At 65.2% G+C, this 20,820-nt stretch carries 23 protein-coding genes; 12 read left to right on the top strand and 11 right to left on the bottom strand.

From position 1 onward, the window contains the following. Nucleotides 1-5 precede the first annotated feature (5 nt). Complete coding sequence (locus FBY33_RS02480) at nucleotides 6-869, bottom strand: MurR/RpiR family transcriptional regulator (protein ID WP_142032462.1); 864 nt, start codon at nucleotides 867-869, stop codon at nucleotides 6-8. A 249-nt stretch (nucleotides 870-1,118) separates the two neighbouring features. Here FBY33_RS02480 and FBY33_RS02475 point away from each other — a divergent pair, with 249 nt between their 5' ends. From FBY33_RS02475 to FBY33_RS02465, 3 genes are all read left to right on the top strand, one after another. Further along, on the top strand, nucleotides 1,119-2,561 hold the full coding sequence (locus FBY33_RS02475) for an HNH endonuclease signature motif containing protein (RefSeq protein ID WP_142029148.1): 1,443 nt from the start codon (nucleotides 1,119-1,121) through the stop codon (nucleotides 2,559-2,561). A 263-nt stretch (nucleotides 2,562-2,824) separates the two neighbouring features. Then, nucleotides 2,825-3,889, top strand: a complete 1,065-nt coding sequence (locus FBY33_RS02470) for a hypothetical protein (protein ID WP_442858310.1) — start codon at nucleotides 2,825-2,827, stop codon at nucleotides 3,887-3,889. Nucleotides 3,890-4,064: 175 nt separating this feature from the next. Next, nucleotides 4,065-4,538 (top strand): SRPBCC family protein, encoded by a 474-nt coding sequence (locus FBY33_RS02465; RefSeq protein WP_142029147.1) that lies wholly within the window; start codon nucleotides 4,065-4,067, stop codon nucleotides 4,536-4,538. Nucleotides 4,539-4,666: 128 nt separating this feature from the next. Here the strand turns inward: FBY33_RS02465 and FBY33_RS02460 are convergent, their stop codons facing one another. After that, nucleotides 4,667-5,902, bottom strand: a complete 1,236-nt coding sequence (locus tag FBY33_RS02460; RefSeq protein ID WP_142029146.1) for an NYN domain-containing protein — start codon at nucleotides 5,900-5,902, stop codon at nucleotides 4,667-4,669. Between the two features lie 120 nt (nucleotides 5,903-6,022). Next, nucleotides 6,023-6,496: a GNAT family N-acetyltransferase gene (locus FBY33_RS02455; protein WP_142029145.1), complete on the bottom strand. Its 474-nt coding sequence runs from the start codon at nucleotides 6,494-6,496 to the stop codon at nucleotides 6,023-6,025. Nucleotides 6,497-6,685: 189 nt separating this feature from the next. Here FBY33_RS02455 and FBY33_RS02450 point away from each other — a divergent pair, with 189 nt between their 5' ends. Together FBY33_RS02450 and FBY33_RS20310 are read left to right on the top strand one after the other, a co-directional pair. After that, nucleotides 6,686-7,651 carry a patatin-like phospholipase family protein gene (locus FBY33_RS02450; RefSeq protein ID WP_142029144.1) on the top strand — a complete coding sequence of 322 codons (966 nt, stop codon included), beginning with the start codon at nucleotides 6,686-6,688 and terminating at the stop codon, nucleotides 7,649-7,651. A 28-nt stretch (nucleotides 7,652-7,679) separates the two neighbouring features. Then, nucleotides 7,680-7,823, top strand: a complete 144-nt coding sequence (locus tag FBY33_RS20310) for a hypothetical protein (protein WP_160141877.1) — start codon at nucleotides 7,680-7,682, stop codon at nucleotides 7,821-7,823. A 118-nt stretch (nucleotides 7,824-7,941) separates the two neighbouring features. Here the strand turns inward: FBY33_RS20310 and FBY33_RS02445 are convergent, their stop codons facing one another. The 4 genes from FBY33_RS02445 to FBY33_RS02430 form a co-directional block, all read right to left on the bottom strand. Beyond that, nucleotides 7,942-8,226 carry a DUF427 domain-containing protein gene (locus tag FBY33_RS02445; protein WP_142029143.1) on the bottom strand — a complete coding sequence of 95 codons (285 nt, stop codon included), beginning with the start codon at nucleotides 8,224-8,226 and terminating at the stop codon, nucleotides 7,942-7,944. 92 nt (nucleotides 8,227-8,318) lie between these two features. Further along, complete coding sequence (locus tag FBY33_RS02440) at nucleotides 8,319-8,678, bottom strand: VOC family protein (protein WP_142029142.1); 360 nt, start codon at nucleotides 8,676-8,678, stop codon at nucleotides 8,319-8,321. 93 nt (nucleotides 8,679-8,771) lie between these two features. Further along, nucleotides 8,772-10,652: a pectinesterase family protein gene (locus FBY33_RS02435; protein WP_142029141.1), complete on the bottom strand. Its 1,881-nt coding sequence runs from the start codon at nucleotides 10,650-10,652 to the stop codon at nucleotides 8,772-8,774. Beyond that, nucleotides 10,652-11,992, bottom strand: coding sequence for a pectate lyase family protein (locus FBY33_RS02430; protein ID WP_235010380.1), 1,341 nt, complete (start codon nucleotides 11,990-11,992; stop codon nucleotides 10,652-10,654). Before FBY33_RS02430 ends, FBY33_RS02435 begins: the two co-directional genes overlap by 1 nt. Nucleotides 11,993-12,216: 224 nt before the next feature. Here FBY33_RS02430 and FBY33_RS02425 point away from each other — a divergent pair, with 224 nt between their 5' ends. The 4 genes from FBY33_RS02425 to FBY33_RS02410 all read left to right on the top strand — a co-directional run bounded on the left by FBY33_RS02425 (nucleotide 12,217) and on the right by FBY33_RS02410 (nucleotide 13,647). Next, nucleotides 12,217-12,537 carry a hypothetical protein gene (locus FBY33_RS02425; protein WP_142029139.1) on the top strand — a complete coding sequence of 107 codons (321 nt, stop codon included), beginning with the start codon at nucleotides 12,217-12,219 and terminating at the stop codon, nucleotides 12,535-12,537. Between the two features lie 39 nt (nucleotides 12,538-12,576). Further along, a complete protein-coding gene (locus tag FBY33_RS02420) occupies nucleotides 12,577-12,891 on the top strand; it encodes an ArsR/SmtB family transcription factor (RefSeq protein ID WP_200831301.1) in 315 nt (104 codons plus the stop codon). Further along, entirely contained in the window at nucleotides 12,888-13,295 is a 408-nt protein-coding gene (locus tag FBY33_RS02415) for an SRPBCC family protein (RefSeq protein WP_142029137.1), read from the top strand. The genes FBY33_RS02420 and FBY33_RS02415 overlap by 4 nt, the downstream gene beginning before the upstream one ends. 103 nt (nucleotides 13,296-13,398) lie before the next feature. After that, nucleotides 13,399-13,647, top strand: coding sequence for a hypothetical protein (locus tag FBY33_RS02410; RefSeq protein WP_142029136.1), 249 nt, complete (start codon nucleotides 13,399-13,401; stop codon nucleotides 13,645-13,647). A gap of 162 nt (nucleotides 13,648-13,809) precedes the next feature. On the opposite strand, the gene FBY33_RS20305 is transcribed toward FBY33_RS02410, so the two are convergent. Both FBY33_RS20305 and FBY33_RS02405 read right to left on the bottom strand, forming a co-directional pair. Then, nucleotides 13,810-13,974, bottom strand: a complete 165-nt coding sequence (locus tag FBY33_RS20305) for a hypothetical protein (RefSeq protein ID WP_160141935.1) — start codon at nucleotides 13,972-13,974, stop codon at nucleotides 13,810-13,812. Nucleotides 13,975-14,109: 135 nt separating this feature from the next. Then, on the bottom strand, nucleotides 14,110-15,219 hold the full coding sequence (locus FBY33_RS02405; protein ID WP_235010378.1) for a hypothetical protein: 1,110 nt from the start codon (nucleotides 15,217-15,219) through the stop codon (nucleotides 14,110-14,112). Between the two features lie 109 nt (nucleotides 15,220-15,328). Between FBY33_RS02405 and FBY33_RS20585 the strand changes: the two genes are divergently transcribed. Beyond that, nucleotides 15,329-15,598, top strand: a complete 270-nt coding sequence (locus FBY33_RS20585; protein ID WP_235010376.1) for a hypothetical protein — start codon at nucleotides 15,329-15,331, stop codon at nucleotides 15,596-15,598. 19 nt (nucleotides 15,599-15,617) lie between these two features. On the opposite strand, the gene FBY33_RS02400 is transcribed toward FBY33_RS20585, so the two are convergent. Together FBY33_RS02400 and FBY33_RS02395 are read right to left on the bottom strand one after the other, a co-directional pair. Beyond that, nucleotides 15,618-17,369, bottom strand: a complete 1,752-nt coding sequence (locus tag FBY33_RS02400; RefSeq protein ID WP_142029135.1) for a DUF5671 domain-containing protein — start codon at nucleotides 17,367-17,369, stop codon at nucleotides 15,618-15,620. Next, nucleotides 17,366-17,830, bottom strand: a complete 465-nt coding sequence (locus FBY33_RS02395) for a hypothetical protein (protein WP_142029134.1) — start codon at nucleotides 17,828-17,830, stop codon at nucleotides 17,366-17,368. The genes FBY33_RS02400 and FBY33_RS02395 overlap by 4 nt, the downstream gene beginning before the upstream one ends. A gap of 266 nt (nucleotides 17,831-18,096) precedes the next feature. Between FBY33_RS02395 and FBY33_RS02390 the strand changes: the two genes are divergently transcribed. Together FBY33_RS02390 and FBY33_RS02385 are read left to right on the top strand one after the other, a co-directional pair. After that, complete coding sequence (locus FBY33_RS02390; protein ID WP_142029133.1) at nucleotides 18,097-19,467, top strand: MFS transporter; 1,371 nt, start codon at nucleotides 18,097-18,099, stop codon at nucleotides 19,465-19,467. Between the two features lie 96 nt (nucleotides 19,468-19,563). After that, nucleotides 19,564-20,820, top strand: a complete 1,257-nt coding sequence (locus tag FBY33_RS02385; RefSeq protein WP_142029132.1) for an aminopeptidase P family protein — start codon at nucleotides 19,564-19,566, stop codon at nucleotides 20,818-20,820.

The raw sequence follows: 20,820 nt of genomic DNA, 5'->3' as shown, positions 1-20,820 counted from the left end.
CGCAGTTAGTCGAGGTAGATGTCCAGGTCTTTCCAGAGCTGCTGGGTGCGGCGGATGGTGGCCCGGCTGCGGTCCGGGTGCGCTGCCTCCATGCCGGCGAGCAGGCCGTAGACCAGGGAGTTCGCGGCGGTGACGGACTGGAAGAAGGAAATGCCTTCGGAGGCCACCACCAGGAGGTGGTCAGCTGCCGTGGCCAGGCGGCCGCGGCGCAGGTCGCTGATGGCGACGACGGTGGCACCGGCCTGCTTGGCGGCTTCTGCGGCGATGATGATCTGTTTGACCGAGCGCCACATGTTGATGACCACCAGGACGTCGCCGGGGCCAAGGCTGTTGGTGCTTGATGCCAGGTGCGGGCCGGCGCGGCTTTCCAGGCTGATGGGATAACCCATGGTGGACCCCAGATGGGCCATGACGCTGGCGGGTCCGGCAAAGGAGCCAATGCCGACGACGGTAATGGACTTGGCTGCCGCCAGCGCGGCAATGGCGGCCTCGGCTTCCTCCGGGTTGTTGGAGTCAAGCGTCAGGCGGAGGTTTTCAATGTCGTGGTTGATGGCCTCATACAGCGGGCTGCGGGTTTCGCCGTGCTCGGTGAGGGTGTCTTCGGTGGAGATCATCACCAGGTAGCGGGAGCGGAGTTCGCGTTGGAGATCAGGCCAGCCCCGGTAGCCCAGGTGCTGGGCAGTTCGCACTACGGAGGAGTTGTTCACATCTGCGCGCTGGGCGATCTCGGCGATGTCCGCGTAGGAGGAGAGCTGCGGGTTGCGGCGGATGACCTCCACCACCCGGCTCTGGGCCTTGGTCAGCGGAACATCAGGCAGGGCGTCGCCGAGCCAGGCGTGGGAGCTGATGCCGGAGGCGTTGGTATCCAGTTCTACGGACTGCTCGGATGCCTGCTCTGGGAAAGCGCTGGGGTTCACGGTAGGCCTGCCATGTAACGCAGATCACTCTGCAAGTGCAATTGCATCTAATGTACTCTGCAATTCCGTTTGCGAACAGGTTTTGCGTTTCCAGGATGTAAAACCTGGTTCCGGCAGCCCGGCAGCCCGGCAGCGGTGCGGTCCGGGGCGCCATGGTGGTGCCGGAATCAAAATGTCACACCCTCCTGCCAAGCTTTAGGTATGGAAACCGGAGCGGTTTTGGACGCAAGAGGCAGTGCCGGGTTGGCCGCTGCCGTTACCTCCATAAGGGGGCTGGCGGACGAGCTGGTTGAAGTCCTTGGCCGGTCTTCAGAAGATTCGGCTGGTGCTCATCGGGATGATCACGATCCGCTGGGCGACCTCTCTGATTCGTGCCTGGAAGGCTTAGGTGTTGTAGCCCGGATCGAAGCTGCCGCCGCAGCGGCAAAGGTCCACTTTCTCGCTACATATTCACAGGCAACAGATGCCCTCGAGCCGCCGGCTGAAAGCCCTTATGAGTCCTCTGCACGGGAAATGAGCCAGGTGGCGGAGGTGGCGTGCGTCCTGACCGTTGGGGAACGGGCCGCAGCCGCGTTGCTGGGCGAGGCGCACGCGCTGACCGCAACGTTGCCGGCCGCACTGGATGCCTTGCAGGCTGGGAAGATTTCCTGGCAGCACGCCCGGATCATCGTCGATGAAACCACGGGCCTGGACAAAGCCGCCGCCTCAGCTCTGGAGGCGCATTTCCTGGACTCCGAGGCGCCGAACGCAGCCAGGGGTGCCGCGGCGGGGGAGCTGGCTCCAGCCCGCTTCCGGCGGAAGGTACGTGCCTGGCGGGAACGCCACCATCCCGAATCCCTCGAAATCAGGCACGCGAAGTCCGTGGAAGACCGACGGATGGAGTACTCCCCAGACCGCAACGGGATGGCGTGGGTTTCGCTATATATTCCTGCAGACAAGGCCTGCGCCATTTGGAACAAGGCCACTGCCCTGGCCCGTGGCCTGCAGGGACCGGACGAACCGCGGACCCTCACCCAAATCAAGGTCGACGAGGCCGCCCGATTGTTGCTGGGCACGCCAGGGAAGAATGCCGGGGCCGGGCCGTCCCTCAAAGCGGACGTCCTGGTCACGGTGCCGGTCCTTTCCCTCTTTGGCGCCACGGACGAACCCGCAGATCTTGACAACTACGGACCCATCCCGGCATCGATGGCACGCAAACTCGTCTTGGAAGGCGCCGGTTCCTTCTACCGGGTGCTGGTGGATCCGCGGGACGGGGCGCCGCTGGAAATCAGCCGGACCAGCTACCGGCTTCCGGAATCACTGAAGCGGTGGCTGCGGATGCGCGATGGAAAATGCACCTTTCCCGGCTGCAGCAACCACAGCCAGGACAACGAAGCCGACCATCTCAGAGCCTGGGAGCGAGGCGGAAGCACCGGGATCAGCAACCTGGGCCAGCTGTGCCCCAAGCATCATCGGCTTAAGCATCGAACCCGCTGGAGCCCGGGCCCGGCAGCCGCGAATGAGCCGCCCGGCTGGGTCTCGCCCTCCGGCCGCAAATACAACGCCGAACAACTGGACCGGGAACCAACGCTCTGGCCACCAGGTTTCCTGCCGGACGGAAGCAGCCCGTTGGAGACACTGATCTTTGACTATCTCGTTGCCTAGGAGTCACTCGACCATGCCTGGGCGCAGCAAGCTGCTTGCCGGCAGAGTGTGGCGCAGGTTGCGCGTTTTCCGCTGCCGCTCGCGCCCTGTAGGTAGGCGCGGACGTTGATATTCCGAGCCCTTTGTCCCTTCCCCTTCCGTTCACCCACCGGCAACCAGCACGCCCTGCATCGTTTCGGCGCGTCCCTGAGTCTTTTCACGCAGCCCCTCGCCCGGCACACCCCAAAGCCGGGCGGTCATCCCCGACGTACCAGGAGTACTCCGTGTTCGTGAAAAGCAACCTTGCCGCCGTCGCCGTCACAAAAACCACGACGGCGGCACTCGCCTTGGCACTCGGCCTCCTTGCGGCCCAGCCTGCCCGGGCAGCCGACAGCCCAGCAGATGACAAGGAGGCCTTCACCTTCGCCGCCATCGGCGACATCCCCTACGGGGCCGACGAAATTGCCAAGTTCCCATCCCGCATCCAGGACCTCAACGCGGACAAGGGCCTGAAGTTTGTAGCACACGTGGGCGATATCAAGAACGGCTCCTCCGTCTGCTCGGATGAGTACTTCTCCTACATCCGGACCCAGTTCGACACCTTCACCCACCCGCTGGTCTACACCCCCGGCGACAACGAGTGGGTGGACTGCCACCGCACCAACAACGGCGCCTACAACCCACTGGAACGCCTGGACAAGCTGAGGGAAGTCTTCTTCAACGAACCCGGCAAGACGCTCGGTGCCACCATGCCGGTGACATCCCAGGAGAACCTGGGCCTCCCGGAGGACGTCCGCTTCACCAAGAACCGGGTGGCCTTCTCCGTCCTGAACGTCCAGGGCAGCAACAATTCCCTCCTGCCGTGGACCGGCCTGGGCAAGACAGCTCCCACCCCGGAGCAGCTCGCCGAGGTGGAGCACCGGACGGACGCCGTCATCGCCCAGATCCACCAGACCTTCGCCGACGCCAGGCACAGCAATAACCGAGCCGTAGTGCTCATGCAGCAGGCGGACATGTTCGATCCGTCGCTGCTCGCCGGCGCCCCCGCCGACCCGGCTACAGTTTCCGGCTTCCGGGAGATCGTGCACGCGATCGTGGACGAAACCAACCGCTTCGATGCTCCCGTTTACCTGGTCAACGGCGACAGCCACGTTTTCGCGGAGGACCAGCCCCTCGCCGCGGGCTCCCCGTGGCTGGACATCTACGCCTCGCCTGCCGCTGACAACCTGCAGCGCATCACCGTGGATGGCGCCGGCAATGCCGTCGATTACGTGCGGTTCGCGGTGGCGGGCAACAGCGTCCCGGGCACCGATGTGCTGAGTTGGGAAAAGGTCCCCTTCAGCGGGTAGGCACCCAACGGAAGCGTTCGACGGCGGGGCCTACCCGCCGTCGTCCGCTTCTTTGTGGAGGTCTGGACCCCGGTAGCCGGCGGATTTATGGTGAAAGGGTGGCGGCTGCCTGACTGGCAGGATGGCAAGCCCTGCCAGTCCGCTGTTGCAGCCGTCCGTCTCGAGGAGGCAGCAGATGGAACACGTAGAAGAGACCGTTGACGTCGCTGTACCGGTGCACACCGCGTACAACCAGTGGACCCAGTTCGAATCCTTTCCACGGTTCATGTCCGGCGTGGAATCCGTAACCCAGCTGACCGACACCACCAACCACTGGGTAACCAAGGTGGGTGGTGTCCAGCGCGAATTCGACACCGAAATAGTCGACCAGGAGCCGGACGACCGCATCGCCTGGCGCAGCACCGACGGCAAGTCCCACGCCGGAATCATCAGGTTCACGCCGCTGGATGCCAACCACACCAAGGTCAAGGTCCACTTCGAATGGGCGCCGGAAACCGCCACCGAAAAAGCCGGCGCGGCCCTGAAGATCGACGAGATGCAGGTGAAGGCGGACATGCGGAAGTTCAAGGACTTCATCGAATCACGCGGTACCGAAACCGGCGGCTGGCGCGGCGAAGTCAAGGACACCGGCCCCACCGGACAGTTCTAGACACCTGGCAAACTGAAGCGGACGACCGCGGGTGCCCACCCGCCGTTGTCCGCCTCCGTTCGGTGCGTCGGTTCGACGCGGGCTTGCCTGTGGCCGTGTAAGGTTTCCAGTCCTCGGCTGTGGAGATGCTAGGTATCCAACAGCCCGCCGCTGGCCCAACGCCGGACCGCGAGCTGCTCAGCCGCGTCGAACTCCAACAACGCAACCCGGCACAGTTCCTCAACGTACCGTGTCCAGGCAATTGCCAGCTGGGCTGACGTTGCCTCATCACTGAGCGGGAAGCCGGCGTAGGAGAGGCCCTGCAGCACGAAACTCACGGCGTTACGGGACACGGGCTCGCCCGCGCTGACGCAATCATCCCGAACCTGTCGTGACAGCTCGGTGCGGTTGGCCGGATGCTCGCCGAGCCGGGCCGCCATGGACTGGAAGATTTGCCGGAACTGGGCGGCCGAGAGGGCCGGGACATCCGTTACCCGCGTAACTTGCTCTTCAACGCCGGGCTGCTTGTCAGCAGGAGCCGGAAGATCTTCAAGTGAAAACCGCTTTGCGTCCCAAACCCAGCCGCCCTGCACCGACGAATACTCGATGTCCTTGCCAATTTGTGAGACCCACGTTCCAAATCGTCCAAAACCGCCCCAGTCCGTCTTCAGGGAAGGATCTGCTGCGAGGGCACGGTGAGCAACCATCGCACCGACTACCGGACCCGGGGCGGCGCGGACGAACTCCAGCACCTCCCGGACACCCGGCGAAGCCGCCTTTGTTTTGGTCTTGCTTGCGGCGGGGGCCTGGCGTTGATTCCCGGGGGCAACCGCGTGAATGGGTTCGCCCGCGGTGCCGTTGAGGATGGCAACGAAGTCGTGGGACTCCACCACGTGGTCCGCCATCTCCCGGTACGCAAAGGCCACGGCGCCGGCCGCTATCACCGTGGTCATCCGGTCGGCGGCGCGGAACCGCTGTATCAGCGATGTGAAGTCCGCATCCGCAGAAGCGAGAAAGAACTCTTCGATGCCGACGCTTCCAGAGAGCGCGTCCATGGCATCAAGTACCAGGTTGATGTCAGTGCTGCTTTTACCCCGCTGTGTCAGTGACGGGCAGTCGATCACGCGGAATCCGGCGCGGGTCCAGTAGGTCCGGTACTTCGAGTACACCGTCGGGTTCAGGTAGCAGTTGCGGATCAGGAAGCGGCGGGCGCTCTTGCCAGAGTCGCCAGCTGACAGTGCTTCGGCCCAATGCTTGGGGTCCTCCGCGAAACGCTTCGCCGCCTCCGGATCGATGGCCTGCAGGCCGGTGAAGACATTATCGAAGTCAACGAACATTGCAGCACGTATGCCGGGCCGGCGGGTGGGTGGGAGCGCCTCATTCATTGGCCCAGTGTGCCAGCAAAGCCCGGCAGGGGTGACCAGAACGCGCCCAAACGCAGGAGGGACGACGGCGGGTGCCCACAAGCGGTCGTCCGCCTCCTTATGTGCCGGGCATGTGCCTTGCTAGAGGCGAAGCTCCATGAAGACGCTGTTGGGGTCCAGGACGTAGTCGGCGAACGGCGGGCACTCGGTGAAACCGTGCCGGGCATAAAGGCGGCGTGCGGGCGCGAAGTAGTCCTCGGTTCCCGTCTCCAGATAGACGTGCTCAAGGTTCCGGGCCCGGGCTTCGTCCAGGATATGCCGGAGCATGAGGGTGGCAACGCCACGTCCCCGCGCGGTTGCCGTGGTGCGCATGGACTTGATCTCACCGTGCCTTGCCGGGCCGGTGGGGGAGCCCAGGAGCTTGAGGGCGCAGCACCCCAGCAGGTTGCCGTCCTCCCGGGCCGTCCAGAATGTGATCGAGGGGGCGGACAGCGCCGAGTGGTCCAGGGCGTGGACGCTCTCGGCCGGGGAGGTAGCAAACATGTCTGCCAGGTGCTCGCTGAGCAGGAGGTGGACGTCGTCACGCGTGGGGCTGTCCCGGTCTATGGAAATCATCGCCTCAAATTTACCTGTTGCACCCAGCTTCTCCGCTGTGCCATGATTCCCGTGATCGTGACCCGACCGCAGGAGGTGAGACCCATGAATGCTGTATCCGCAATGGGTGCTCCCCGCAGTCCACGATCGCGCGGCTGACGTAGCCGCCGCCGGGAGCGCCGAACACGCTATTCGCGAAAGGCGACTCCCATGAACTCAACACCCTCTTCAACTCCGCACCCCACCTCAACAGCGGCCTCTGGGCGCGCGCTGGTCCTCGGCGGCGGCGGATCAACCGGCAATGCGTGGCTGATCGGTGTCCTCGCCGGGTTGGCCGAGGCCAACCTGGATGTGACGGACGCGGACCTGGTCATCGGCACCTCGGCCGGGTCCACCGCCGCGGCCCAGATCGCCGGTGCTGCGGCCACTGAACTCTATGCCGCAGTCCTGGACCCGCACCCGACGGCTTCGCCAGGATCCACCACTGGACCCGCTCCTTCCAGGCCGGTGTCTGACCACCTGGAGCGGACGGGCAGGATCATCGCCTCATCGAAAGACGCGGGGGACATGCGCCGCCGGATGGGGGTGCTGGCCATGGATCTGGCCGCGGCCCATGACCCGACCGCACGTTGGCGCGAGACTGTGGCCGCGCGGCTGCCAATCCGAAATTGGCCGAACCACAAGCTGTTCATCACGGCCGTCGATGCCCACAGCGGCGAACCGGCAGTGTTCGACAGCAGCAGTGGCGTGGATCTGGTGGACGCCGTCGCCGCCAGCTGTGCCAGCGGGTTCGCCTACGGGATCGGGGACAGGCGCTATATCGACGGCGGCTACCGGCGCAACGAGAACGCGGACCTTGCGTCGGGGTTCGCGCGAGTCCTGGTGCTCTCGCCCTTCGGCGGCAGGACCCGGATGCCGCTGGAGTGGGGCATGCAACTCGCCGCGCAGGTGGAGGAGCTGCGGGCGCGCGGGAGCAGGGTGGAAACGGTCTTCCCGGACGGAGAAGCTGAACACTTATTCGGCGCCAATGCGATGGACTTTTCCCTGCGTCCGGCCGCGGCACGGGCGGGGCACCGCCAAGGTGAAATGCTTGCGCAACAGCTCACCGATTTCTGGTGCAGATCAGCCGAGATCCCGGTACTTCAGAGGGCTAGCCAAAAAAATAAAAGCGCGTAGCGTTGCGGGTACGCAAGCAAGGAAAGGCGTGATTCCGATGTCCGGAAAATCCCCCAAAAGCAGCGCCGCCAAGAAAGTCGGCAAGTCAATCCTCGAAAAACGGGCTGACAAAAAAGCAAAGCATGAAAGCGGCGAACTCAACGTTGTAAAGCCCCGCAAAAATCGGCGCTGACCAGGCCAGCGGGCGGCCGGAACTCCTAGTCCGGCCACCCGCCGCCAGTAGCAACAGCAAGTGACCAAGAAAGGACGACGGCGGGTGCCCACCCGCCGTCGTCCTTCCTGTATTCCTGCTAGTCCTCAATGGTGACACCGCGCCAGAAGGCGATCCGGTCCTCGATGTGCCTGGCCTTGTCCTTGGGGTCGGGGTAGTACCAGGCAGCGGCGTCGTTCCGCCGGCCGTCCACTTCCAGCGTGTGGTAGCTGGCCTGGCCTTTCCATGGGCAGAAGGTGTTCTTGTCGCTGTCCCGCAGGTAGCCGGCGTTGACGGCGTCGCGCGGGAAGTAGTGGTTGCCCTCCACCACCACGGTGTCCGCGGACTCGGCGATGACTTTTCCGTTCCAGATAGCCCTGACCATGAGGTCCCCTTCCGTCGCTGCTGCCGCTTGGAGTGCGGCACGTGTCGTACGGGTGCCAACGGCCTGGACGGCGGGCTTGTTCCCGGCGGCGGCTACTGCGGACTCTTGTCGATCACGCAGAACCGGTTTCCGTCCGGATCCTCCAGGACCACGAAGTCGGGGTCGTCCGGGTACATGTCCCAGTCCACGTGTTTGGCTCCGAGGGATACCAACCGCTCCACCTCCGCATCCTGGTCATCCGCGTACAGATCCAGATGGATCCGCGGATAGGCCTGGACCGGGGTTTCGCTGAGCATGAGGGACAGTGCCGCGCCCGGGCCCGACGCCGGCACCAGGGTCACCCACGTGTCGTCACCGGGTTCCCGGGGGACATAGCCGATGGCCTCCTGCCAGAACTTGGTGGCGGCGGCAACGTGGTTGACGCCGAGGACGATGGTTCCAATGGTCAACATCCGCCAAGCCTAACCCCGGGTCCGGCACCCTGTCCCGCCCCTCGGCAGGGGAAGTGCCCGGCTCCATCCCGGAACCGGGCATCCCCTCAGCCCCTAGGCAGCCACCTCCGCCGGCACCGCGCTGCAGTCCGCCCCGGTACCGGCGAGCTGCGGCGCCCACCCGTCCGTTCCCTGCAGGTACTTCCTGACCGTGTACTTGCCCGCCTCGGCCCCGGGCAACTGCGGACGGTCGGGGGTAACCTGCGCGCCCGGGCCGCGGTTGTTGTACTCGTGGAACCGTGCCTCCCGCCAGGAGAAGCCGCTCATGTCCGTCCGCGGCGTTCCGGAAATATGCGCGCCCAGCCAGGAATCCCGCACCAGGACCTGGGCAACGGCTTTCGGGTCACCGCTGGGATGCCACGGCCGGCCGAGATGGACGGTATCCCTCGCGGCATCCGAGACGAGCCGGCACTGGTCAAAGAGGTAGCCGTACGGGATGGACAGGTCCTGGCTGCCCGCGGTCACATATCCGTTGTTGGTGGTGGAGCCGCGGTCCAGCGACTTGATCTCGCAGCCGCTGAAGACGGCAGTTCCGCGGCCAAAGATGAAGTCCACGTCGCCCTCCACGTAGCAGCCCTCGAAGTAGAACCGGGCCTGGACGCCTGTCCCCGGTGAGTTCACCAGCAGGGTGTCCTGGTTGCCCAGCAGCCTGACGTTGGACAGCGCCGAACGGTCCCCGGTGATGTGCAGCGCCACGGCCTGGCGGTCCTTCATCCCCATGTTGGCGGCCTCATCGAAATCGTTGCTGATGGTCAGGTTCCGCGCCACGAAGTCCGGCCCGTCAATGCGGACGGACGCGCTGCCGGAGGTGCCGAAGTTCCCGCTGCCGTCCGGCTTGGGCGTGCCGGACGCGTTGTTGAAGACCAGCAGCACGTCCTCCGGCCGCCCGCCCTGACCGATGAAGGAGATCCGCGGCTTGTCCGCCGGAACCCGGACGGCCTCCCGGTAGGTGCCGGGCTGGATCCTGATGACCGTCCGCTGGAGGCTGCCCGGAGGGACGGAATCAACGGCCGTCTGAACTGTCGCGAACGTCCGGCCGGGGCCGACGTCGAGCGTCACCGGAAGGTCGATGGGCCGCTCGGCGGGCCAGTACATGTCCAGCAGGGGGTCCGCGACCGCGTCGATGTTCAGGAAGTAGCCCGGCGGCACGATCTCCTTGGACTGCAGTTCGCGCGCCACCAGGCGGGCCACGGCTACCGCCCCGGCAGCCTGGAAGTGTGTATTGTCCTCCGAGCCCTGCGGATACTGCGGGTGCTCACCGGGAGCCAGGAAGAGGAACTGCGACTTGGTTCCTTCCGGCCCCAGCTGCTGCCAGAGTTCCTTGGAGGACGCCGTGAGGTCCACCAGGGGAGTGCCGGATGCGGCGGCGAGCTCCCGGACGGCCTGCGGATACGCTCCGTGGGAGTCCTTGGCATTGCCGAACGAGTCGAAGCGGCGGCGTTCCACCGGCGTGACCAGCACAGGTATGCCCCCGCGCTCCCTGGCCCCGTCGATGTACCTTCCCAGGTACTCCTTGAAGGTGGTGTCGGGGAGCGTTCCGCGGGCCGGGTCCGCCACTTTTTCGTCGTTGTGGCCGAAAGAGATCAGCAGGTAGTCACCCGCCTGCATCAGGGCCAGCACCCGGTCCAGCAGTCCGGCGTCGGCGAAGCTCTTGGAGGAGGCGCCGGACCACGCATAGTCAAAGACGCTTGCCTGCGGGCCCAATAGGAGCGGCAGGGCCTGTCCCCAGCCGGCGCGGGGACGCTCGGACTGCTGGTAGGCCGACGACGTCGAGTCCCCGACCACGAAGATGACGGGCTTGGTGCGCGGCTTGGTGGGGTCGGCGCCGGCTTGGGAGAGTGCGTTCGCCATGCCCGTTCCCGGGAAGGCAGCGGCCCCGGCGGTGAGTGCCAGTGCCGTCAGGACGGTGCGGCGGCTGGGCAGGATGGCAGCCATCAGAGGTCGCCTCCGGCCGTGAAGACCGGTCCGGTGGAGTCCTTGAGCAGCGCCGGCACGGCCTGGGCCGGGTGGACCTGGGTACGCAGGGTTGGGCTCCAGGACGTATCCTCAGCCAGCTGGTCGGCGGGGGCTGCGGCCGCGTTGTACTCCGCGCGAAGGTCGGTAATCTTGCCGTTGACCGCGTTGGCGATGGTGGTGATGGCCGTTCCCTTGTAGCGGCCGATGATGTCCGCAGCGTCAATGCCGGCCGGAAGCGTGAAGGCGTTCGCCTCTGCGTAGAGGTGGGAGCTGAATCCGGCGCCCAGGCTGTATTCGTAGGGGATCTTGCTGTCCTCGGTCACCTCGAAGTGGTTGTTGTACACGTCCACCTGGCCGAACCGGACGCGTGGGGCGCGCTGGCCCACGTTATGGAAGACGTTGTGGTGGATGGTGACCCGCAGCTTGCCGGGGTCTCCGCGCGTGGGTGAATCGGTGGAGCCGATCAGGAGCAGCTTGTCGTGCTCGGAGAACCGGTTGTAGGACATGGTCACCAGGTCCGAGCCGTTGGTGACATCGACGGCTCCGTCATGCACCTGGTAGGGGCGGCCGAAGTACAGCGGCTGGGCGCTGTCCAGGTTGGGGGCGTCCGTGAAAGCCGAGTGGTCAATCCAGACGTGCGTGGCCTTGTTGATGACTTGCAGCAGGTCGTACTCGCTGTTCCAGTTTCCCTCGGTGCCGTCAGTGGGATCCCAGGCGGGGAAGCAGTCCGCCGCATCCCTCAGGGTGAGGTTGCGGACGATGACGTTCCCGGCACCATTGATGCGCAGGGCTGCGCCGGTGATGCTGCTGTCCGGCGTGGCGCCAACGATCGTGGTGTTGCTGGGAATGTCCCACCGGATGGTCTTGGCCTGCTTGGCGGCGGCCAGGCGCCTGGCGTCCTCCTGTGGACCTGCCGGCTCCTGGTCCCGCCCGTAGGTGGCGGGGTCAAAATCGCGGAGGTACTGCGCAAGGCTGTAGCCCGTGCCTTCGGCGTAGCTTTCACAGGTGAGCGTGGAGCCGTCCGGCGCAGTGTTGGCATTGATGCTGCCGTGGATCCGGATTATCTTGGCCTGGCTTCCGGCGGCGAAGGCGGTCAGGAGTTCTGCCTTGGTGGAGACGTCGTAAACGTTGGCGGCCTCTGCTGCCGACCCTCCGGTGGTTCCTGTCCCTTCGGATGCCCAGCCGTTTCCTGCTGGCAGTACCTGGCGTTCAAGGGGTGTCTGGGTGGTCTGGGCGGTGGGATCCGCCGCCGGGTTTGGGGAAGCCCCTGCCGGACCGGCGATGAGGAGGGCTCCTGCCACGGCGATGGCTGCAGACATGGATAAGTGCGTACTGCTTTTTCGCATGTTCTCTCTTCCGTCATTGGAATGAACTGCGCCCCGGTCCGGGGCCGCTTTGCCGCCGGATGCTTGTGAGCGCTGACAAGGACCTTATCGAGAAAGCGTTTTCTCGGCAATAGGAGAGGCAGATGTTTCTGAAGTGGCGGAAGTACTACCAGCCCCAGCTCTCCGGCAGGTAGGCGTCCGCGGCTAAACTCGCCTGCATGGGGGAGAATGCAACGCCTGAAGAGCGCCCAGTGTCCAAACGCGGCAAGGTTCCTGCCGTCGTCGTACCCTTGCTGGGTGTCGCGGCAGTGCTGTTTGGCTGCCTGATCGCCTATCTCAACCGCGACTTCACCGGTTGGTTTGCATACGCGCCGCTGAGCAACACGCCGTTCGGCGCCAATGGAGCGGCCTTTGTCACCCAGGGAACCCAGGTAGGCCTTGCCATTGCCGGTGCCGGCCTGCTCTTGCTCGCCTTTTGGGCCGGCTACAGGTTGGGGCGGCGGGCCAGCGCCGTGTCCAACCCCGCGCAACCGCACTAGCCATTGATGCGTCGGAAATTTCCGACCTACACTGGTGTGGTGCTTCCCGATGTCTTTGCCGCCGTGTCCAACCCGGCGCGGCGCATCATCCTGGACGAGCTCCGCCAAGGTCCCCGGACCTCTGGGGAACTCACCGGCCTGCTGGACCTTAGCCGTCCGGCCGCGTCCGAACACCTTGCCGTGCTCCGCGGGGCGGGCCTGGTGCGGGAGGAACGGCAGGGCAGGAACAGGGTGTACCACCTCCAGCCTGCCGGGCTTGCCGAGATCGGCGGCTGGGTGAAGCACTTCGAGCACTACTGGAACCAGCGGCTGGACGCGCTGGGAGACCTTCTGGACGAGGAGAATCCGTCATGACCGAGAACGCCATCCGGCTGGAACGCCGCTTTCCGTACGCCGCCACGGCGGTGTGGGCCGCACTGACCACGCCGGAACTGCTGGCCCGCTGGTGGGCGCCCGGCGACATCGCACCCGTGGTGGGCCACCGCTTCACCATGGACATGGACGCATGGGGCCACCAGCAGTGCGAGGTCCTCACCGTGGACCCGGGAAAGTCCATCAGCTTCCTCTTCTCGGAGGGCATGCTTGACACCACCATCACCTGGCGGCTTGAGCCGGCGGACGGCGGGACGATCCTCCACCACGAACACGCCGGATTCCGCCTCGACACCCCCACGGGCAGGCAGGCCTTCGAAGGCATGGGCAACGGCTGGCCGGGCCTGCTGGCCCGGATTGACGGGATTCTCGCCGACGTCCCCTGACAGGCAACGGAAACGGACGACGGCGGGACACGCCCGCCGTCGTCCGTTTCCATTGACTCCTGCCGCCCGTTTACTGCCGGACAGCGAAGGGTAACGATGGAGTATGACTGATTCCGGAGCTGGCGGCGCCAATGACCCCTTTGACGGCAACGACGAGATCGTGGCCGGAACCGAGCACCATGAGACGCCTGAAAGTATCGCCGAGGATGTCCGCCATGACATCCAGCTTGGCCATGTCCAGGACGATGTGACACACGTCCTCGAGGAGCGCTTCGAGGAAGCGGGTATTGAAGCCCGCCCCGAAGAGGTGGAAGACCTCGCCGAAGAAATCGAGCGGGACGCCTCAAGCTGACGCTTGGCTTTTAAGGTCAGGGAGCACGCGCTTGGCGAACCCGGGCGGGCCTGAAACGGCGGGTAACGACCTGGACCAGTGTGCTGGCCGTGTTGGGCACATGGCTCCAAGGAGTCATACCGGTGGTCCAGGTGGCCCGTCCCCGGGCGGCGCGGTCCGCGCTTAGGGCCAGTCGGCCCGGATGAAGCGGATGGGACTCTTGAGTGTGAGAAGGAAGTCAGACGTCCACTCGGCAACGTTGCCTTGTGAGTCCATGGAATTCGGCGCTGCCACCTGCTGCGTGTCCTGGTTTGCGGCGTCCTGAGGACCTTCAGCGGTGCTTTTCATTTATCCCCCTTGGCAAACATGTGTGCCACACTAGGCACCCCGCAAAGCCAAAGGAAGAGGATTAATCCACTAGCGGGATAAACTTGGCAAATCTTGAGGATGGTTTCCATACCCCCCGCTTCCCGCACCTCCAAATCACTTCCCGGCACGTGAGAAAACAGCGCCGAAGAAAGCGGCCTGCGCGTCCGCCTTGGCCTGCGTTTCGGACTGTGAAGCCGTCCTGCTGCTCGCCTCGATAGACAAGGTCCCCCGGCGCGCTCCGCTCTGGACGTGCCACTCCCCGGTCCCGTCGGAGAGCTGATAAGCCACGGCGTAGCTGGAGTCGGCTGCGATGGTGGTGGTAAGGGCGGAAACCGATGACCAGGGTCGGCTGCCGCCGCCGAACGATTGTTCCTCAATGGTGGTACAGCCCCGAAGTCGCTCCGCTCGGGCGTCAAAAGGATATGGTGCCGCCATTGCGGAGGGCATGCTGATGACAGTGAAGTCCGTGTAGTCGATTTTGCTGACCCCGTGGATCTGTCCCTGCCCGGCTACAGACCCGAGCAGCGAGGCCATGTAGGACTCCTCATTGAAAGAGCATGGAGTGTCGGGCGGCCGTGAAAAGCCAGTGGGAGTGGAACCGGGAGGCGAGGCGAGCACCCTGGCCTGGGGCAGGCTCACCGGCTCCCCGTTTGGGCCGGTGATGCCCTTGAAGAGGGCCACCATCTGGTCCGGCGCGAGCGAGTTTGGCGGCGCCGCTGCCAGTGATGGAGCGCCTTTCCGCGCCTGGTCAATGAGCTCCCTGGCAAGTCCGGACATGGCATCAAGGGCCGGCTTCGCGTCCGACTCCGAGTTAAGATTTGCCACTGCGAGGCTGAGCGTGACGGACAGCGTGCCGTCCAGGACGCGCAGCCCCACGGAGCCGAAGTCACCCGGGCCCTTCGGCTTGGTGACCTGCATGAAGGCGTGCTGCTTTTCCGCGACCGTGGGAGCTGCAATCAGGTGGAGGGAATACGTGGAGCTTTGGCTGGACGCCGTATAGGTCAGGTCGAACTGGCTGCAGCGGGACACCAAGTCATCCGGGTAGCCGAAATCAGCCTTGGCGATAGCGTCCCTTTCCGCGCTCCGCAGCACAATCATGACAGTGCTCGTCGGAGTGGACTGACCGCCCACAGGAGGCATGATGCCTTCCGCAAAAGCGATTTCTTTGTCCGCCCACCGGGTGAAGGGGTCCTGGGGGAGGAGGACGAGGCAGTCCCCGGGCATCGTTTCCATCCTGGTCGGGGGAAAGGACCCGCTTATGGTGCCGCTTCTAAGGGAAGTCGAATCGTGGGCGACAGGGTATGGCAGGTTCCGAATCCGGCCCACTGCGTTGATGATGGCCGCGAGTTCCGCATCAGAGAAGGGCTTGGACGGCGACGCCGCGGAACCCGAACCCGTGGTTGGTGATGCTTGGGCCGGCTCCGTGCTGACGGCGGGGCTGCTGCCCGGAGTGGTGGTTCCGGAGGAACATCCGGCCACGGCGAGCAGGGCCGCCGCCACGCAACCGGCCCAGCGCCGGCTGTTCCTCCCCGGGACAGTACCGCTGCACTTCGCGACTCCCCGAGCAGCCATCGCCGGCCTCCTTTGCCAGCACCAACGCTAAGCTTCCGCCTGTGGACCAGCTAGGGCCGTAGGACCCGGCCAGGCGCGGCGCCGCCCAGGACGGCCACGCCTTCGGCGGCAACCAGCGGGGCGACTTCCAGCCGCGTCCCCGGCCCCGCAATCACCAGGACGTGCCGGGCCGTCACGCCCTCCAGGGCCGCTGCCACCTGCCGGATGACCTCCGCAACCCCGCCTGGAAGGACGGACGACGGCGGAAGCCCGGCGCCGTCGTCGTCCGCCCTAAGCCACGTGGTCACCTTGGCGCCGCCGGTGGCATCACTGATGCCGCGCGCCAAAGCCTCCGGGTCCACTCCCTCCTGTGCGTAACCGCTGATCAGCGTGACCTGGTCAATCACCCGCTGGTGCACCGGGGCCGCGGCAGCAAGCAGTGCCCGGTCGTGCCGCCACAGCGCAAAGTGGTAACCCGCCACCAGCCCCGCGGCCACCAGAAGCCCCAGCGGTGCCCGGATACGGTCCAGGAGGCCTCCACCCGAAACATCGCCCAGCAGGAATTCGAACAGCCGGTAGCCAATGACCAGCAGCGTAATGAGCGCCACCACCGCGCTGACACCGAAAAACGCCACCAGGTAGAGGCGCCGGCCGGGGGGAATGTCGTCCGCCGTCCGCGGCTGCTGCCTCGGGTTCCAGGCCAGCCACCACACCGGGCCTCCCACCACCAGCGAACTGATGCCGCCCAGAAGAAGGGTGCGCGTGGCGCTGCCAGCCAGCGGCGATACCGCGGCGGCCAGCAACGCGTTCACCACTACCCCCACACCGGAAGCCGCTGCCGCCAGTGCCACCGCCGACGTCACCAGGAGACTGGCACGGCGGGTCCGCGTGGACCGGTGGACGGACTCGGTGCGGTGGTACCGCCACACCAGAGCCCCGATGACGGCGGCCGCGATGGCCGGGGCGAGCGGTTCGAGCAGGAGGTTCAGCGGCTCGCTGCGGTCGAACGCCAGCCGCAGGAGGACAAACAGGATGAGGCCCAGCCCGGCCAACGCGGTGATACCGGCGACGAAGATTCCTACGGCGATGATGGTGACGTCCACCAGTGCTGTCTGGAAGCGCCGCCCGCCTTCCCTGAACCAGTGCCACCACCACACCACCGCGCCGCCGGCTGCCCAAATGAGGGACCTCAGGATGGGAAACCACCAGGGTTCCAGGGTGGCGGTGGACATGAAGCCGCGGATTGCGGCGTCCAGCAGTGTGCTCAGCGCGGCAATTGCCGCGCCTGCACCCAGGAGCAAGCCAAAGACCCACCCGATGAGCACCCGGATATCTTCGAGATGCCGCGGGGATTTGTGCGGGTGCTTCCACATCCACCGGTGCCACCACCAGATGGCTCCCCAGACAAGGCTATTGGCCAACGAAGACGACCAGTCGTTTCGTTCCATGCCAATCAAGGCAGCTGCCAGACTTAGCAGCGATGTGGTGGCAATAATGAGGGAGACTGCATACATCCCGGTTAGGTAGAGCCCCCAGCCGGCGGCTGTCCGCTCCGACTCGTCGTGGAGCCGCCTCCAGGCGAACCACCACAGAAGGAGCGCAAGCGGGCCGCCGATCAGGGTGAAGGCCAGGGACAGGGCCAGGCCGGCCACGTCGCCCTGGATGAGGACTGACGCCGTACGGAAAAGGCGTCCCAGCAGTCCGCTGAGGCCTGACGCCGTGATAACCACCAAAGCAAACAGCAGGACATACAGGATCAGCCGGCGGAGGGTTGCCAGGCCGCTGGCCGGCGCGCGGACTGCTGGGGCTGCCGGCGCCGTCATTGCTTGGCCGGAACTACGGAGCAGGCCGTCAGGGGATACGGCGGCTGGTCAATCATCCACTTCCCATTCACTTTCAGGAGCAAGAAGGCTTCCTCCATCTCATACTCGGACGGGCCGAACGGTCCGCCCTGGGATGACTGGACGATCGAAACCCTCACGGTGGCAGAATCGGTGCGCTCCGTCGTCGAAATCAACACCACGCGGGCGGGGCGGGGTTCACCCGGATACGATCCACGGCAACTGCTCCGGGCACCCGGCGTGAGGAAGGACTGGGCGGTGGGAATGTCGCCGTCGATCACCGCCTTGCTGTACTGCTGGACCACTCCGGCGGGGCTGGACTGATCCAGCGGGGCCGGCTCACCCCGGGTGAACACGACCGCCAGCGCAACAACCACCAGAACCACCACCACGCCCACCAGCGCGAGCAGGATCCGGTCCGGTTTTCGCGCTGCAACGTCCATGGCGCAAGTATGCGGCAGGGCGGGGTTTTTGGCCCGTGTCTTAGGACCCGTTTTCGGCATCGTCCATTTGTTTCAACCCTGTTGCAATGTGCGCAACATGGCCTAGCGGTAGAACTCCTCCTTATGGTCTTCCGCGCGGCTACTGCGACCGGACAAAATAGGAGAAAGAATCTGCGCCGGAGCTATTGACTGTGGTGCGCGTCACGACCTATCTTGAAACAACCACGTTGCAACAGATGCAACTCCTACTTTCACTGGTGGTTCCATTGAGTAAAGAATCAACCTCACCCCTCGCAGGAGTCGTTGCCAATGACGACAATGCTCCTGCCCGGGCAGGGCATGGCGTGGACAATACGGTGCCCAGCAAAGACGTACGACGACGGGTGGTTACCGCGAGCTTCATCGGCAACTTCGTCGAGTGGTTCGACTACGCCGTGTACGGCTACCTCGCGGCCGTCATCTCCTCGGTCTTCTTCCCCGAAGCGGACCGGCAGACCGCACTGCTGGCAACTTTCGGCGTCTTTGCCATTTCCTTCTTCGTCCGTCCCCTGGGCGGCTTCTTCTGGGGCCATATCGGCGACAAGCTGGGCAGGCGCAAAGCCCTGTCACTCTCCATCGTCATCATGTCCGTCTCCACCTTCTGCATCGCCCTCATCCCGGGCTACGCCACCATCGGCATGCTGGCTCCGCTCCTGCTGCTCCTGGTCCGTGTGGTCCAAGGGTTCTCGGCAGCCGGCGAATACGCAGGCGCCTCAGCCTTCCTGGTGGAATACGCGCCGGCCAACCGCCGCGGACTCTATGCCGCGGTGGTGCCGGCCAGCACCGCAGCGGGCCTGCTCCTGGGCTCACTGATCGCGGCGCTCCTCAGCTCGGTGCTCAGCACCGAACAGCTGCACGAGTGGGGCTGGCGGCTGCCGTTCCTCCTGGCCGCCCCCATGGGCCTGATCGGCCGCTACATCCGCACCAAGCTCGAAGACACTCCTGCCTTCCGCGCCCTGGCTGACCAGGAAGAATCAGCACCCAAAGCGCCTGCCCTGGACATGTTCCGGACTTACCGCAAACAGCTGGTCATCGCCTGCGGCGCAGTGCTGCTCAACGCCGTCGGCTTCTACGTCATCCTCAGCTACATGCCCACCTACCTTTCCGAGGAACTGGGCTTCGGGCCCACCGAATCCTTCCTGGCCACCACCATCGCCCTGGCCAGCTACATCGGCTTCATCTTCCTGACCGGCATCGCGTCAGACCGGTTTGGCCGCAAGCGCATGCTGATCACTGCCTCCGTGCTGTTCATGCTCCTGACCGTTCCGGCCTTCATGCTGCTGGACACCGGCAACTTCCTGGTCATCGTCCTGGTCCAGATCCTGCTGGGCGGGATGCTCACCCTGAACGACGGCACCCTGCCCAGCTTCCTTGCCGAACTCTTCCCCACCAAGGTCCGGTACAGCGGCTTCGCCGTCAGCTTCAACCTCTCCAACGCGCTCTTCGGCGGCACCGCGCCCTTCATGGCTACCCTGCTGATCGGCCTGACGCAGAGCAAGCTGGCCCCCGGCTGGTACCTGGTGGCCGCCTCCGCCGTATCCCTGGTGGCTGTGCTGTTCGCCGCCGAAACGTCGCGGAAGCCCCTCAAACACCTCTGAGCAACCAGAGGCCCCTAAACCAACCTCTTCCACAACACCAACTGCAGCACCCCCTGCCCTGGCAGCAGCTGCATCCATTAGAAAGGCACCACCCCTGTGACTATCACTGCCGATGACGCCTCGTCCATCGCCGAACTCGAGCGCCTCAAGGTCCTCCACATCGGCTCCAAGGGCAAGCTCACGTTCTCCGACGCAGAGTTCGAGCGCCGCCTGGGCGGGCTCCGCCGGATCATGGCCGCCAAGGACCTGGACGCCGTCATCCTCACCAGCTACCACGGCATCAAGTACTACTCCGACTTCCTGTACACCACGTTCGGCCGCAACTACGCCCTGGTGGTTACGGCAGACGATTCCGTCACCGTCACCGCGAACATCGACGCCGGCATGCCGTGGCGCACCTCCTACGGCGAGAACATCGTCTACACCGACTGGCGCCGCGACAACTTCTTCTTCGGCCTGCAGGAGGCCCTGCGCCAGCGCGGCGTCAAGGCCTCCCGGCTGGGCGTCGAGGACGACTTCCTCCCGGGCCTGACTCGCGAGAAGATCGCCGCAGCCTTCCCGGGGGCAGAACTCCTGGATGTCTCGCAGGACGCCATGCGCCAGCGCATGATCAAGTCCGCCGAGGAAATCGAGGTCATCAAGCACGGCGCCCGCATCGGCGACCTGGGCGGCGAAGCCATCCGCAACGCCATCCGCGAGGGCATCACCGAGTACGAGGTGGCCCTGGTCGGCACCGAAGCCATGGTGCACGAAATCGCCCGCACGTTCCCGCACCGTGAGGTCCGCGACACCTGGGTGTGGTTCCAGTCCGGCATCAACACCGACGGCGCGCACAACTGGGCCACCACCCGGAAGCTGCAGCAGGGCGACATCCTCTCGCTCAACTGCTTCCCGATGACCTCCGGCTACTACACCGCCCTGGAGCGCACCCTCTTCCTGGGCCAGCCGGACGAACGGTCCCTGGAGCTGTGGAACATCAACGTGGAGGTCCACAAGCGCGGCCTGGAACTCATCAAGCCCGGCGCCGTCTGCAAGGACATCGCCGCCGAGCTCAACGAGATCTACACCAGCCACGGCCTGCTGGCCAACCGCACCTTCGGCTACGGCCACTCCTTCGGCGTCCTCAGCCACTACTACGGTCGTGAAGCCGGCCTGGAACTGCGCGAGGACATCGACACCGTGCTGGAACCGGGCATGGTGGTGTCCATGGAGCCCATGATCACGGTGGCGGACGGCCTGCCCGGCGCCGGCGGCTACCGCGAACACGACATCCTGGTCATCGGTGAGGACAACACCGTCGAGAACATCACCAAGTTCCCGTTCGGCCCGGAGCACAACATCATCCAGGGCTAA

The organism is Arthrobacter sp. SLBN-112, from assembly GCF_006715225.1.
Classification (GTDB): Bacteria; Actinomycetota; Actinomycetes; order Actinomycetales; family Micrococcaceae; genus Arthrobacter.
The sequence above is the reverse complement of the archived record's forward strand: the minus strand, read 5'-3'. Positions and strand labels throughout refer to the sequence as shown.